This is a genomic window from Rubellimicrobium mesophilum DSM 19309, assembly GCF_000600335.2.
GTDB lineage: Bacteria > Pseudomonadota > Alphaproteobacteria > Rhodobacterales > Rhodobacteraceae > Rubellimicrobium > Rubellimicrobium mesophilum.
The window spans coordinates 1-14,700 of record NZ_KK088582.1; the positions used below are offsets into that span (position 1 = coordinate 1).

Here is a 14,700-nt window from a genome sequence, read left to right on the forward strand (position 1 = left end):
GGCGGCGGACTGTTCGGCGGCCTCTTCGGCCGGACGCCCGCCCCCGCCCCCTCCGACGCCGTCGCCACGACGACCCTCGACGCCGCCCCCGCCGATGACGCGGCGCCCGCCGCCCCGTCCCTGCGCTTCCCCTACGTGCAGCTCGCCACCCTGACCAGCGAGGCCGCCGCCAACCAAGCGGCCCAGGGACTCGCGGCCAAGGGTCTCCCCGCCCGGCTCGTCGCCGTCCCGGGCCAGCAGGCCTGGCGCCTCCTCCTCGGCCCCGCCACGACCGAGGCCCAGCAGGGCGAACTCCGCGACCGCGCGGTGGCCGAGGGGTTCGCCGACGCCTACCTCGTGAGAAGCTGACCCCCGGGAGGACCCCGATGACCCGACCCCTGCTTTCCGCCCTCGCCCTCCTCCTCGCGGGCGCCCTCCCCCTGCACGCCCAGAGCTTCGAGACCGCCGCCCGGACGGCCTGGATCTACGACGACACCTCCGGCACCGTGCTCCTGGCCAAGAACGCGGACGAGCCGATCCCCCGGCCTCCATGTCGAAGCTGATGACCATCTACATGGCCTTCGACGCCCTTGAGCGCGGCCAGCTCACCGAGGAGATGACCCTCCCCGTCTCCGAGCACGCGATGAGCTACAAGGGCTCGTCCATGTTCCTCAACACGCTCGACCGCCCCACCGTCCACGACCTCCTGCGCGGGATCATCGTGCTCTCGGGCAACGATGCGAGCGCGGTGATCGCCGAGGCGCTCTCCCCCGACGGGACCGAGGCCGGCTTCGCCCGCCTGATGAACGAGAAGGCGCAGGAGATCGGCCTCACCCACTCCCACTTCGTCAACTCGAACGGCTGGCCCGCTGAGGGGCAGGTGATGACCGCCCACGACCTCGGCGTCCTGGCCGAGCGGCTGATCGAGGACTTCCCCGACCGCTACGAGCTCTTCTCCGAGCAGGAGTTCACCTTCGACGGCCGCGTGCCTTCCAACTCGCAGAACCGCAACCCGATCCTGGGGCTCGGCATCGGCGCCGACGGCCTCAAGACCGGCCACACCGAGGAAGCCGGCTACGGCCTCGTCGGCAGCGCCAAGCAGGACGACCGCCGGATCATCTTCGTGGTCACCGGCCTGCCCTCCATGGACGCACGCCGGACGGAGGGGGGAACGCATCATCAACTGGGCCTTCCGCCAGTTCGCCCTCAAGGACGTGGCCGAGGCCGGGACGCGCCTCGCCGAGGCCGAGGTCTGGATGGGCGCCGCGCCCCGCGTGGGCCTCGTCCTGCCCGAGGACCTGAGCATCCTGATCCCCGCCACCGGCCAGGACGCCTTGCAGGCCCACATCTCCTACCAGGGTCCCATCGAGGCGCCCATCGCCAAGGGCCAGGAGATCGCCGAGCTCGTGCTCGAGCGCGAGGACATGCCCGAGATGCGCCTGCCGCTGGTCGCCGAGGCCGACGTGCCGCGCGGCGGCTTCGTGCCCCACGTCGTCACGGCGGCGCAGGTCCTGATGGGCAAGGCCGGGCTGGGCCTGACCGGGCTCAACGTGCCCGGCCTGGGCGGCGGCGGGGCCACGGACGCCGCCGCGCCGGCCGACGAGGGCCAGGACGCCGCCGCGCCGGTCGAGGACGGGTCCGCGACCGCCGGGGACCAGGCCGCCACGAGCGACGGGTCCGCCAGCGAGGACACGTCCTCCACGGATGCATCCGCCGCTGCCTCCTCCGGGGACGCCCCCGCCGACGAGGCCCCCGCGAGCGGCGAGACCCTCAATGACTGAGGCCCCGGGCCTCTTCGTCAGCTTCGAAGGCATCGACGGCAGCGGCAAGAGCACCCAGGCGAGGCTCCTCGCCGAGGCCTTGCGCGCCTCCGGCCGGGAGGTGGTCCTCACGCGCGAGCCCGGCGGCAGCCCGGGGGCCGAGGAGATCCGCCGCCTCGTGCTCACCGGCGACCGCGCCCGCTGGTCGCCCGAGACCGAGATCCTCCTCTTCACCGCCGCCCGCCGCGACCATCTGGAGCGGACCATCCGCCCGGCGCTCCAGCGCGGCGCGGTGGTCATCACCGACCGCTTCGCCGACTCCACGCGCCTCTACCAGGGCACCACGCGCGGCGACCTCCGCGCGCTGGTGGACCGTCTCCACGCCCTGATGATCGGGGTGGAGCCGGACCTGACCGTCGTCATCGACATGGACCCGGCCCGCGCCCTCGCCCGGAGCCTGCACCGCCTGGGCTCACGCCCCGGGCCCGCGACCACCTCCGCCGTCGCCCTCCAGGAAGTGCTGGAGGCGATGCGCTCCCCCGCCGAGGAGAGCCTCGACCCCGACGCCACCACGCCCGAGGCGGACAGCACCGGCGCCGTCGTCGCCCCGCCCGAGGACCGCTTCGAGACCTTCGGCCTCCCCTTCCAGGAGCGCATCCGCCAGGGCTTCCTCGACCTCGCGCGCGAGGTCCCGTCACGCATCGTCGTCATCGACGGCGACCGCCCCGAGCGCGAGGTCGCCGCCGACGTGGCCAAGGTCGCCCTGACCCGCCTGGGCCAAGGCTGATGGCCCGCGCCGCCGCCTCCGCCGACGACCCCGCCCCCGAGCCCGACCGCCGCGAGGGCGCGCCCCACCCGCGCGAGGCCACCGCCCTCTTCGGCCACGACGAGGCCGAGGCCGAAATCCTCGCCGCCATCGCGTCTGGAAAACTCCATTCCGGCTGGCTCCTCACCGGCCCCGAGGGCATCGGCAAGGCCACCCTCGCCTACCGCATGGCCTCGACCCTCCTCGCCGGCGACCCCGCGCCCGACCATCTCGGCCTCCCCTCCGACCACCCCGACGCCCGCCTGATCCGCGCCGGCGCGCATCCGAGGCTCTTCGTCCTCCGCCGGGGCCTCGACGACCGGGGCAACCTCCGCTCCGTCATCACCGTCGAGGAGGCGCGAGCCCTCCGCAGCTTCTTCGGCCTCTCCGCCGCCGACGGAGGCCGCCGCGTCGTCATCGTCGACTCCGCCGACGAGCTGAACCCCAACGCCGCCAACGCCATCCTCAAGCTCCTCGAGGAGCCCCCCGCGCGGGCCACGCTGCTGCTGGTCTCCCACCAGCCCGCGCGCCTCCTCCCCACGATCCGCTCGCGCTGCCGGACGCTGCGCCTGCACCCCCTCGCGCCCCAGGACCTCGCTTACGCCCTCGACTCCATCGACCTCACCACCGACGCCCCCGCGGCCCTCGCGGAACTCGCCCGAGGCTCCGTCGGCGATGCCGTCCGCCTCGTCGCCGAGGGCGGCCTCGACCTCTACGCCGATCTGGTCACGCTCCTCGCCACCCTCCCCCGCCTCGACCGCCCTCGCGCGATCCGCCTCGCCGAGTCCTGCGCCGGCCCGAAGGCGTCCGACCGGTTCGAGCTCGCCCTCGACCTCCTCGACCTGCTCCTGAGCCGCCTCGCCCGCGCCGGCCTCCAGGGCCCCCCGCCCGAGGCCGCGTCCGGCGAATTCCAGCTCCTCGCCCGCCTCTCCCCCCATGACCGCGCCGCCCGCGCCTGGGCCGAGCGCCAGGCCACCTCCTCCGCCCGGGCGCGTCAGGGCAAGGCGGTCAACCTTGACCCCGCCGCGCTCCTGCTCGATATGCTCCTCCAGATCGAGCAGACGGCGCGCACGGCCGCCGCAGCCTGAGAGGCGGCCCCCATGCCCACCGAGACGACTCCCCTCCCCGGCCTCGTGGACAGCCACTGCCACCTGGACTTCCCGCAACTGATCGACGACCTCCCCGGCGTCCTCTCGCGCGCCCGCGCCGCCGGGGTCGAGCGCATGGTCACCATCTGCACCCGCCTCCGGCAGGAGCCGAACGTCCGCGCCATCGCCGAATCCAACCCCGGCGTCCTCTACGCCGCCGGCACCCACCCCATGAGCGCCACCGAGGAGCCCCTCGCCACCGTCGAGCAACTGGTGAGCCTCGCCCGCCATCCCCTCATGGTCGGCATCGGCGAGACCGGCCTCGACTACCACTACACGCCGGACTCCGCCCCCATCCAGCAGACCTCGCTCCGCGTCCACATCGAGGCCGCGCAGGAAACCGGCCTCCCCCTCATCATCCATGCCCGCGACGCCGACGAGGACATGGCCCGCATCCTCTCCGAGGGCTACCTCGTCAGGCCCTACGGCTGCGTCATGCACTGCTTCTCCTCCGGCGAGGCCCTTGCGCAGACGGCCCTCGACCTCGGCTTCTATCTCTCCGTCTCCGGCATCGCCGCCTTCCCCAAGTCGGGCGAGCTCCGCGACATCTTCCGCCACGCCCCCCTCGACCGCATCCTGGTCGAGACCGACTCCCCCTACCTCGCCCCGCCCCCGCATCGCGGCAAGCGCAACGAGCCCGCCTACGTCGCCCACACCGCCCGCGCCGTGGCCCACCTCTGGGACCTCACCCCCGAGGACTTCGCCATGGCCACCGCCGCGAACTTCGACCGCCTCTTCCAGAAGGCCGCCAAGGCCCGGGCCGCCGCGTGAGCGCAACCTTCCGCATCCTCGGCTGCGGCTCCTCCGGCGGCGTGCCGCGCCTCGGGGGCGAATGGGGCGCCTGCGACCCCACGGACCCGAGGAACGCCCGCACCCGCTGCTCCGCCCTCGTCACCCGCCAGGGCCCCAAGGGCACCACCCGCGTCCTGATCGACACCTCGCCCGACCTGCGCCAGCAACTCCTCGCCGCCGGAGTGGGGAGCCTCGACGCCGTCCTCTACACCCACCCCCACGCCGACCACGTCCACGGCATCGACGACCTGCGCATGATCGTCTTCAACATGCGCACCCGCCTCCCCGTCTGGGCCGACGAGCCCACGTCCAGGGAGCTCCTCCACCGCTTCGACTACGCCTTCGAGACGCCCCCGGGCTCCGGCTACCCGCCGATCTGCGACCTCCACCGCATCGACGGCCCCGTGACCATCGACGGCGCCGGCGGCCCCCTGACCTTCACCCCCTTCGAGGTCGAGCACGGCAACATCCCCGCGCTCGGCTTCCGCGTGGGCGGCCTCGCCTACCTCCCCGACGTTTCCGGCATCCCCGATCCCGTCTGGCCGGCCCTCGCGGACCTCGACGTGTGGATCGTCGACGCGCTCCGCTACAAGCCACACCCGACCCACGCCCACCTTGCCCAAACGCTCGACTGGATCGCCCGCGCGCGGCCTCGGCGGGCCGTGACGACCAACATGCACGTGGACCTCGACTACGCGACCCTCTCGCGGGACCTCCCTGCCGGGGTGATCCCCGCCCATGACGGGCTCGAGATCCCCTTCACCCCGTGAGCATCCTCCTCGCGGTCATCCTTCCCGTCTTCCTCGTCATCGGCGCGGGCGGCCTCGCGGCGCGACGAGGCGCCATCTCCGCCGCCGGGGTGGACGGCCTCATGCGCTTCTCGCAGGGCATCGCGATCCCCTGCCTCCTGTTCAAGGCCATGGCCACCCTGAACCTCGGCCAGGACTTCGACGTCAGGCTGGTCGCGACCTACTACACCGGCTCCCTCGCCTGCTTCCTGATCGGGACGCTCGCCGCCCGCCGCCTCTTCGGCCGCGACTGGGAGGACTCGGTCGCCATCGGCTTCGTCGCCCTCTTCTCGAACTCCCTCCTCCTCGGCCTGCCGATCACCGAGCGCGCCTTCGGGTCCGGCTCCACCTCCGCGAATTTCGCGATCATCGCCTTCCACTCGCCCTTCTGCTACGCGGTCGGCATCACGGCGATGGAGATCGCCCGCGCGCATGGCCACCCGCCCCACAGCATCCCGGCCAAGATCCTCCGCGCGATCTTCTCGAACGCCCTCATCGTGGGCATACTGCTGGGCCTGATCGTCAACCTCGCCGGCCTGCCCATCCCGACCGTGGCGGACGAGGCGCTGGACATGCTGATCCGCGCGGCGCTTCCCACCGCGCTCTTCGGACTGGGCGGGGTCATCTCGCGCTACCGGATCGAGGGCGACCTCCCCACGATCCTCTTCACGCTCGCGCTTTCGCTCCTGCTCCACCCCGCCATCGCCTGGAGCCTGGGGAGCGCCTTCGCCCTTCCCCAGGACGCCTTCCGCTCGGTCGTCGTCACCGCCGCCATGGCCCCCGGCGCCAACGCCTATCTCTTCGCCGCCATGTACGGCCGGGCCATGCGCGTCGCCGCCTCCTGCGTCCTCCTCGGGACCGCACTCTCGATCCTCACCGCCGCCGGATGGCTCGCGCTGCTCCCCTGACGGCGTGGAGAAACCGCGGCCTGCGTGGCGCCCGAGCGCACCGGGCCGCCCGGCGCCGCCCCGTCGGGTGGGGCTCGCCCCCCATCCAGACCAGCTCCGGGCGACGCGGCCACATTGTGGGTCGAACCCCGTCCTGCGGATCGGCCTCGCCACAGGGCGGGCCTCGGCGCGCCATCCCCAGCTCGGGACGGCTGTGATTCGTCCGGCCTCGCGGGAGGGGCCGAAGCCCGCCCCAGAGGGTGACGCAACACCCCTGAGCGGCCGCTTCCCTCATCCGATCAGGCACTTACTCCCGGGGTGTTGCGTCGCCCCGGGGGGCACCGAACGCCCCGTTCACCACTCGTTAACCCCTCTCCCGCATCCTGTCCCTCGAGTTGCGCGGGAGTCCTTTGGTTCGCGCCTCCCTCGGCCAGGGCTTCGGACAGCCAGCCCTGCGCCAGGACATCCATGACCGTCCATGCCGGAGGCTCCCCAGGGAGAAAGGCTTCGCCGGCGAGAGCTCTTTGAACGGAAGGCGCGGGCCCCCTTCCCCTCTGGGAGGCCGCAGGCGAGGCGCCGCAAAGACCCAGCCGCCGCGCGTCGAGGACGCGCCTACCCCCCGGGCCGGCCTGGCAACCGGACGGGGGACGCTCGGGAACGACGACGGCCGTGGCTTTCCACGCGGCCCCGTGACGGCCCGGGCAACGCAAAAGGCCGGAGCCTCGCCCCGGCCTTTCCCCGACCTCTCGCACCCGCCTTCAGGCCGGCGTCAGCCCGCGCAGCCTCTCATTCCGCCGCCGGATCATCTCCAGCGCGGCGAGCATGAAGATGGACACCGCGATCAGCACGACCGCCGCCGCCAGGATCGTGGGCGAGATCTGCTCCCGCAGCCCGGTGAACATCTGCCAGGGCAGCGTCTTCTGACCCGCGGCGCCCATGAACAGCACGACCACCACCTCGTCGAAGGAGGTGATGAAGGCGAAGAGCGCCCCCGACACCACGCCCGGCAGGATCAGCGGCATCTGCACCTTCCAGAAGGTTCGCAGAGGCCCAGCGCCCAGCGACGATGCCGCCCGCGTCAGCGACTTGTCGAAGCCCACCAGCGTCGCCGTCACGGTGATGATGACGAAGGGGATGCCCAGCGCCGCGTGCGCCAGCACCACGCCCCAGTAGGTCCCCTGCAGCCCGATGCGCGAGTAGAAGAAGTACATCCCCGCCGCCGAGATGATGAGAGGCACGATCATGGGCGAGATCAGGATCGCCATGATGGCCCCCTTGAACGGGACGTGCGACTGCGACAGCCCCACCGCCGCCAGAGTCCCCAGCGCCACCGCGATCAGCGTCGCCATCGGCGCGATCTTGAGCGAGTTCCAGAGGGGAAGCTGCCAGTCGATGTTGTTGAAGAAGTCGTGGTAGTGCTTCAGCGAGTATCCCGCCGGGTCGAGATGCAGCATCTCCGGCGTGAAGGTGAAGAAGTCCTGGGCGTTGAAGCTGAGCGGGATGATCACCAGGATCGGCGCGATCAGGTAGAAGAAGATCAGCCCGCAGATCACGCGGAAGGCGTAGTGCCACACCCGCTGTCCCGTCGAGGCGTAAACCGGCAGCGCCATTCCCTCAGCCCCCCAGCTTCACGTTATCGATCCCCACGAGACGGTCGTAGGCCCAGTAGAGCAGCATCACGACCGCCAGCAGGATCGTCCCCAGCGCCGCCGCGAGGCCCCAGTTCAGGCTGTCCGAGATGTGGTAGGCGATCCGGTTCGAGATGAAGACGCCCTTGGTCCCGCCCACGAGCTCGGGCGTGATGTAGTAGCCGATGGCCAGGATGAAGCACAGGATCGACCCCGCCCCGATGCCCGGCACCGACTGCGGGAAGTAGACCCGCCAGAAGGCCGTCCAGTCGTTCGCGCCCAGGCTCTTGGCGGCGCGGACATAGGACTTCGGGATGCCCTTCATCACCGAATAGAGCGGCAGGATCATGAACGGCAGCAGGATGTGCGTCATCGCGATGATCGTGCCGGTCTGGTTGTTGATGAGAGCGAGCCGGTTCCCGTCGCCCACGATCCCCAGCCAGACCAGGATGTCGTTGATGACCCCCTGCTGCTGCAGCAGCACCTTCCAGGCCGAGGTCCGCACGAGCAGCGATGTCCAGAACGGCAGCAGCACCAGGATCATCAGCAGGTTCGCCGTCCGCTCCGGCAGGTTGGCCAGGAGGAAGGCGATCGGGTAGCCCAGCAGGATGCAGGTCCCGGTGATGACCAGCGACATCACCAGCGTGCGCACGAAGAGCTGGAGGTAGATGCGATCCTTCGGCTCCCGCATCTCGATCCCGTTCGGGCCCAGCTTCAGGTCCACCGCGTTCAGATAGTAGCCGGGCGTGAAGCGGGACGAGAAGGTCCGCAGCACCGACCAGGTCCCCGGCTCGCCCCAGGCATCGTCCGATTCGACGAACATGTCCCTGTAGGAGACGGCCGGCACAGTTCCGTCGGCCACCGCCGCCGACAATGCATCGAGCCGCGCCCGGTTGTCGCCCTCGAAGGCCTCGGCGGCGCCGGGGTCGGCCCGCAGGTCGTCGGCCAGAGCGACATAGGCGAGGTTCCAGGGCTCCTCCTCGGTGACGCTGTCGCCGTCGTCGGCCTGCGTCACATGGGCGAAGGCCTGGTAGGCCTCGACTGTCCGGGGCAGCCTCTCGGTGGCGGCCGCGCTCGCGGCGAAGGCGGGCTCGGGCGACTTGTCGTCGGCCGCGGCCCACTCGGCCTGCGTCTGCACCCAGGCGGGATCGGCCAGCAGCGCGACCCAGGTCCCAGGCTCCTCCCAGGCGTCGTCGAGGCCCGTCACCGCCTTGGCCACGTCCTCGCCCATGCCCTTCACGTCCCGCCCCGTCCCGCGCAGGAGCGAGGACATGCCCGACGATTCGTAGTTGAGCCGGGTCCCGAGCTGGGTATGCGTCTTCTCCTCGACCGCGACCTGCAGGTCCTCGGCCATGGCCCGGAACACGGGCTCGCCCGGCACCTCGGAGGGGTCGTCGCGCAGGGCCGCCACGGTGCGTGGCAGCGTGTCGGCGACGATGTGGTTCTCGACCGAGCGGAACAGCATGTCCCCGATCGGCATGACGAAGGTGACGAGGATGAACAGCAGCAGCGGCGCGATCAGCAGGAGCGCCCGCATCTTCTGGCGGCGCAGGGACCGCGCCAGGCTCGCCCGCAGAGGCGTTCCGTCCGCAGCCAGCATGGGGCCGCCGGGACTCGCGGTCTTCGCCCCGCGTCCTTGGGGCAACCCGCCCGAGATCGTCGCGTCCGCCATGTCGCCTCCGTCGCGTGGCGGCGGGGCCCCGAAGGACCCCGCCAAGTGGGCTTACTGGCCGAGCCAGGCCTGGAACTTCGCCTCGACCTCGTCCTGATGGTCCGACCACCATTCGATGTTGTTGACGAGGTAGTTCTTCATGTTGTCGGGGTTGGTCGGCATGAAGGGCGCCATCTCGATCCCGAGGTCGATGTGGGTCGACACGAGCGGCTGCGAGGAGGCCCGGGCCGGGCCGTAGGCGATGTACTTGGCCTGGTCGGCGAGGCGCTGGGTATCCGTCGCGAAGCGCAGGAAGTGCATCACGCGGTTCATGCGGGCCTCGTCGAGGCCGGCGGGCACGATCCAGCCGTCGAAGTCGAAGTTCTCGTAGTCCCAGAGCATCGCGACCGGCTGCTTCTCCTCGGCGATGACCGAGAACAGGCGGCCGTTGTAGGTCGAGCCCATCACGACTTCCTTGTCCGCGAGGAGCTGCGGCGTCTCGGCGCCGGCGGTCCACCAGATCACGTCGTCCTTGATGGTGTCGAGCTTGGCCAGCGCGCGGTCCACGCCCTCGGGCGTGTCGAGCACGTCGTAGACCTGATCGGCCGGCACGCCGTCGCAGACCAGCGCCCATTCGAGGTTCTTCTTGGGCGAGGCCTGGAGCGACCGCTTGCCCGGGAAGGTGGCGGTGTCGAAGATGTCGCAGATGTCGTCCGGGGTCTGGCCGTTCCACTCGGCCACGTCGGTGCGGTAGCCGAAGGTGGTCGAGAAGTAGATCTGCGGGACGAAGCAGTCGTTGATGAGCGAGTCGCCGAAGTCGTCCTCGACCGAGGAGCCGTCCGAGCCGGGCGCCAGCGCCTCGTCGAAGTCGATCTCGGCCGCGAGGCCCTCGTCGCAGGCGCGCTGGGAGTCGGGGCCTTCCACGTCCACGAGGTCGTAGGGCATGTTGCCCGCTTCCTGCGCGGCCCGGAGCTTGGCGATCGCCTCGTTCGAGGATTCGTCCCAGGTCACGGTGATCCCGGTGAGCGCCTGGTAGGGCTCAACGTAGGCCTTGAGCTGCGAGTTCTGGTAGGCGCCGCCCCAGGACATGATGACCATGGAGTCCGAGCAGCCGTCGCAGGGCGGCAGCTCCGTGGCCGCGTCCTGCGCCAGGACCGGCGCGGCCATGGGCAGGAGCGCCAGCGCCGCCGAGCCCAGCAGTTTCGTGATTCTCATTCTTGTTTCTCCCAGTTGGTCGTTCTTCGTCGTCACGCCGCGTCGAGCGCGCGGCAGTCCTCGGGCAGCCAGCCGATCTCGATCTCGGCGCCGGGCTCGAGGCGCACCTGGTCGGGGGCGTTGCGGGTCTTCATGATGAAGTTGCTGTTGCCGGCCACCGAAAGGCGGGTGCGGAACATGTCGCCCATGTAGATGAACTCCTCGACCCGCGCCGTCAGGGTGTGCGCGCCGGGCCGCAGGCGGGCCTTGTTGGTCTCCACCCGCTCGGGCCGGATCGAGACCTTGGTCCGCTCGCCGACCTTGGCCACGTTGACGGGCTTGGCGTCGATCTCGTCCCCCGAATCGAGCCGCACCACGCAGCGCGACCCGTCGAGAGCCGTCACCACGCCGGTCATGGTGTTGTTCTCGCCGATGAAGCGGGCCACGAAGCTGTTCATGGGCGCCTCGTAGAGCTCGTCGGGCGGGGCGAGCTGCTGGATGACCCCGTCGTTGAACACCGCGACCCGGTCCGACATGGTCAGCGCCTCGGTCTGGTCGTGGGTCACGTAGACCACGGTGATGCCCAGGCTGTCCGCGATGTGCTTGATCTCGAACTGCATGTGCTCGCGGAGCTGCTTGTCCAGGGCGCCCAGCGGCTCGTCCATCAGCACCAGCTCGGGCTCGAACACGAGGGCGCGGGCCAGCGCGATCCGCTGCTGCTGCCCGCCCGAGAGCTGCCCGGGGCGGCGGTTCGCGAACTGGCCCATCTGCACCATGTCGAGGGCGCGCTTGACCTTCTGCTCCTTCTCGGCCTTGCCGAGGCTCCGGACGTCGAGCGGGAAGGCCAGGTTCTCGGCCACGCTCATGTGCGGGAAGAGGGCGTAGTTCTGGAACACCATGCCGATGCCGCGCTTGTGGGGCGGCACGTCGTTGATGTTGCGCCCGTTCAGCCGGATCTGCCCATGCGTCGCCGTCTCGAAGCCCGCCAGCATCATGAGCGTGGTGGTCTTGCCCGAGCCGGAAGGCCCGAGCATCGTCAGGAACTCGCCCTTGGGAACCGTAAGGTTCAGATCCTTAACGACCAGCGTCTGACCGTCATAGCTCTTCTGCACGCGCTCGAACTGCACGAAGGCAGAGTCCCGCTGAGCCTGGACCAAATCGTCACCCCCTGTTGAAGGCGGGTTCCCCCGCTCTAGGTCAGTGGGCCTCACTTACCGGGGGGCTCGGTCGCTGGCAAGCCGCCGTCCAGCACATCTCCGGCAAGCGCCCGCAATCAGCCTAGCACGAGAGCAACCGCCCGCGAAGCGGGCATACGCTCTGACCGGACCGGGAAGGGGGATCGGCCAGGATGGTGCGGTTGAGAGGACTCGAACCTCCACGGGTGTTACCCCACAGCGACCTCAACGCTGCGCGTCTACCAATTCCGCCACAACCGCACGTCCTGGCGAAGGGGCGTATAGACGAGGCCCTCGGGGGACCACAAGGGGGGCGCGCGACATTTCGGGGGCTTTTCGCCGGAGCCGTCGCAGGCCATCTAAGCGGCATGGTCGAATGGATGCACAGCGAGGGGCTGGTCCCCTACCCCGAGGCGCTCGCCCTGATGGAATCGCGGGCCGAGGCGATCGCGCGAGGAGAGGCCGGAGAGGCCGTCTGGCTCCTCGAGCACCCGCCCCTCTACACCGCCGGCACCTCCGCCCGACCCGAGGACCTGACGGACCCCGACCGATTTCCGGTCTTCGAGGCCCGGCGCGGCGGGCAGTACACCTATCACGGGCCGGGGCAGCGGGTCGTCTACGTGATGCTCGACCTGAACCGTCGGGGGCGCGACGTCCGGCGGTTCGTCTGCGACCTCGAAGGCTGGGTGATCGACGCGCTGGCCGAATTCGGCGTGAAGGGCGAGCGCCGCGCGGGCCGCGTCGGCATCTGGGTCGCCCGGCCCGAGAAGGCGCCGAATCCCGACGGATCCCTGCGCGAGGACAAGGTGGCCGCCATCGGCATCCGCCTGCGCCGCTGGGTCAGCTTCCACGGCATGTCGATCAACGTCGAGCCCGACCTCGCGCACTTCGACGGCATCGTCCCCTGCGGCATCCGCGGGCACGGGGTCACGAGCCTCGTGGACCTCGGCCTGCCCGTGACGATGGGCGACCTCGACGCGGCCTTGCGACGCACCTTCCCGCGCCGCTTCCCCTGAGGACCCGGCCCTCCCGCCTGGGAGCGCCGCGAATTTGAGCCAGGCCAACGAACGATGCGCTCCTGGGCGATAGACTCGTCGACGTGACGGCTGCGGCCGCCTGTCGGCTTGCTGCTTTCGGCCGGACACTCTAGAACGCGCACCGTATGGGCGCGGCTCTTGCCTCACGCCCACTCGATTCCATCCGGGAGAGCCGCCGCATGGCCGACGCCGCCATCCATCACGACCACCATGACGAGCGGGGCTTCTTCACCCGCTGGTTCATGTCCACGAACCACAAGGACATCGGCCTGCTGTACCTGATCGTGTCGGGGATCGCGGGCTTCGTCGCCGTCCTCCTCACCGTCTTCATGCGCCTGGAGCTGATGTATCCGGGCGTGCAGTTCCTCTGCATGGAAGGCGTCCGCTTCTGGCCGGGCGATCCGACCACCTGCACCCCGAACGGGCACCTCTGGAACGTCCTCATCACCTATCACGGGGTGCTGATGATGTTCTTCGTGGTCATCCCCGCTCTCTTCGGCGGCTTCGGCAACTTCCTGATGCCGCTGCAGATCGGCGCGCCGGACATGGCCTTCCCGCGTCTCAACAACCTGTCCTTCTGGATGTACGTCGCGGGCACGTCGCTGGGCGTCGCCTCGATGCTGAGCCCCGGCGGCGACGGGCAGGCCGGCGCGGGCGTGGGCTGGGTGCTCTACCCGCCGCTCTCCACCTCCGAGGGCGGCATGGCCATGGACCTCGCGATCTTCGCGGTGCACCTCTCGGGCGCGTCGTCGATCCTCGGCGCGATCAACATGATCACCACCTTCCTGAACATGCGCGCCCCCGGCATGACGCTGTTCAAGGTGCCGCTCTTCTCCTGGTCGATCTTCGTGACCGCCTGGCTGATCCTGCTCGCGCTGCCCGTGCTCGCCGGCGCGATCACCATGCTGCTCACCGACCGCAACTTCGGGACGACCTTCTTCCAGCCCGATGGCGGCGGCGACCCGGTGCTCTACCAGCACATCCTCTGGTTCTTCGGCCACCCCGAGGTCTACATCGTCATCATCCCGGCCTTCGGCATCATCAGCCACGTGGTCGCGACCTTCTCGCGCAAGCCGATCTTCGGCTACCTGCCGATGGTCTGGGCGATGATCGCCATCGGCGTCCTGGGCTTCGTCGTCTGGGCGCACCACATGTACACGGCCGGCATGTCGCTGACCCAGCAGAGCTACTTCATGCTGGCGACCATGGTCATCGCCGTGCCGACCGGCGTGAAGGTCTTCTCCTGGATTGCCACCATGTGGGGCGGCTCCATCGACTTCCGCGTGCCCATGCTCTGGGCGATCGGCTTCATCGCCGTGTTCACCACCGGCGGCGTCACCGGCGTGGTCCTCTCGCAGGCCCCGATCGACCGCTACTATCACGACACCTACTACGTGGTGGCCCACTTCCACTACGTGATGTCGCTGGGCGCGGTCTTCGGGATCTTCGCGGGCCTCTACTTCTACCTGCCCAAGTTCACCGGCAAGATGATGCCGGAATGGGCGGGCAAGATCCACTTCTGGGCCTTCTTCATCGGCACCAACCTGACCTTCTTCCCGCAGCACTTCCTGGGCCGCCAGGGGATGCCGCGCCGCTACATCGACTACCCGGAGGCCTTCGCCACCTGGAACTTCGTCTCGTCGATCGGCGCCTTCATCTCCTTCGCCTCCTTCGTGTTCTTCCTCGTCATCCTCTTCCGGGTGCTCTTCACCCAGAAGGCGACGGCGCCGGCGAACCCCTGGAACGAATGGGCCGACACGCTCGAATGGACCCTGCCCTCGCCCCCGCCTGAGCACACCTTCGAGACGCTGCCCAAGCCGTCCGACTGGAACCGGACCCACGCCCACTGAGGGGCG

At 70.2% G+C, this 14,700-nt stretch carries 11 protein-coding genes, 1 tRNA gene and 2 pseudogenes; 9 read left to right on the top strand and 5 right to left on the bottom strand.

Translation table 11 applies throughout. The features are described from left to right. The 7 genes and pseudogenes from RUMESO_RS13840 to RUMESO_RS13870 all read left to right on the top strand — a co-directional run. Positions 1-348, top strand: a 348-nt coding sequence (locus tag RUMESO_RS13840) for an SPOR domain-containing protein (RefSeq protein ID WP_037281152.1), incomplete at its 5' end; no start/stop codon positions are given. A 17-nt stretch (positions 349-365) separates the two neighbouring features. Beyond that, positions 366-1,496, top strand: a pseudogene (locus RUMESO_RS13845) (D-alanyl-D-alanine carboxypeptidase family protein); the annotation flags it as partial. A gap of 256 nt (positions 1,497-1,752) precedes the next feature. Beyond that, positions 1,753-2,205, top strand: a pseudogene (tmk, locus tag RUMESO_RS28555) (dTMP kinase); the annotation flags it as partial. A 320-nt stretch (positions 2,206-2,525) separates the two neighbouring features. Then, positions 2,526-3,632, top strand: coding sequence for a DNA polymerase III subunit delta' (locus RUMESO_RS13855; RefSeq protein WP_037281154.1), 1,107 nt, complete (start codon positions 2,526-2,528; stop codon positions 3,630-3,632). 12 nt (positions 3,633-3,644) lie between these two features. Continuing rightward, on the top strand, positions 3,645-4,463 hold the full coding sequence (locus RUMESO_RS13860) for a TatD family hydrolase (RefSeq protein WP_037281155.1): 819 nt from the start codon (positions 3,645-3,647) through the stop codon (positions 4,461-4,463). Next, the gene (locus tag RUMESO_RS13865; RefSeq protein ID WP_037281156.1) at positions 4,460-5,254 is read left to right on the top strand and encodes an MBL fold metallo-hydrolase; all 795 of its coding nucleotides are present in this window, start codon (positions 4,460-4,462) and stop codon (positions 5,252-5,254) included. The genes RUMESO_RS13860 and RUMESO_RS13865 overlap by 4 nt, the downstream gene beginning before the upstream one ends. Further along, entirely contained in the window at positions 5,251-6,180 is a 930-nt protein-coding gene (locus RUMESO_RS13870; protein ID WP_037281157.1) for an AEC family transporter, read from the top strand. The genes RUMESO_RS13865 and RUMESO_RS13870 overlap by 4 nt, the downstream gene beginning before the upstream one ends. A 737-nt stretch (positions 6,181-6,917) precedes the next feature. Here RUMESO_RS13870 and RUMESO_RS13875 read toward each other — a convergent pair. The 5 genes from RUMESO_RS13875 to RUMESO_RS13895 form a co-directional block, all read right to left on the bottom strand. Continuing rightward, a complete protein-coding gene (locus RUMESO_RS13875; RefSeq protein WP_037281158.1) occupies positions 6,918-7,769 on the bottom strand; it encodes an ABC transporter permease in 852 nt (283 codons plus the stop codon). Between the two features lie 4 nt (positions 7,770-7,773). Next, positions 7,774-9,387, bottom strand: coding sequence for an ABC transporter permease (locus RUMESO_RS13880; protein WP_037281276.1), 1,614 nt, complete (start codon positions 9,385-9,387; stop codon positions 7,774-7,776). Positions 9,388-9,510: 123 nt separating this feature from the next. Then, positions 9,511-10,653, bottom strand: coding sequence for an extracellular solute-binding protein (locus RUMESO_RS13885; RefSeq protein ID WP_037281159.1), 1,143 nt, complete (start codon positions 10,651-10,653; stop codon positions 9,511-9,513). Between the two features lie 32 nt (positions 10,654-10,685). Beyond that, positions 10,686-11,789 carry an ABC transporter ATP-binding protein gene (locus RUMESO_RS13890; protein ID WP_037281160.1) on the bottom strand — a complete coding sequence of 368 codons (1,104 nt, stop codon included), beginning with the start codon at positions 11,787-11,789 and terminating at the stop codon, positions 10,686-10,688. 192 nt (positions 11,790-11,981) lie between these two features. Beyond that, a tRNA-Leu gene (locus RUMESO_RS13895) sits at positions 11,982-12,068 on the bottom strand. Between the two features lie 107 nt (positions 12,069-12,175). Here RUMESO_RS13895 and lipB point away from each other — a divergent pair. Beyond that, positions 12,176-12,823 (top strand): lipoyl(octanoyl) transferase LipB, encoded by a 648-nt coding sequence (gene lipB / locus RUMESO_RS13900; protein WP_037281161.1) that lies wholly within the window; start codon positions 12,176-12,178, stop codon positions 12,821-12,823. A gap of 200 nt (positions 12,824-13,023) precedes the next feature. Then, positions 13,024-14,694 (top strand): cytochrome c oxidase subunit I, encoded by a 1,671-nt coding sequence (gene ctaD, locus RUMESO_RS13905; RefSeq protein ID WP_037281162.1) that lies wholly within the window; start codon positions 13,024-13,026, stop codon positions 14,692-14,694. Positions 14,695-14,700 lie beyond the last annotated feature (6 nt).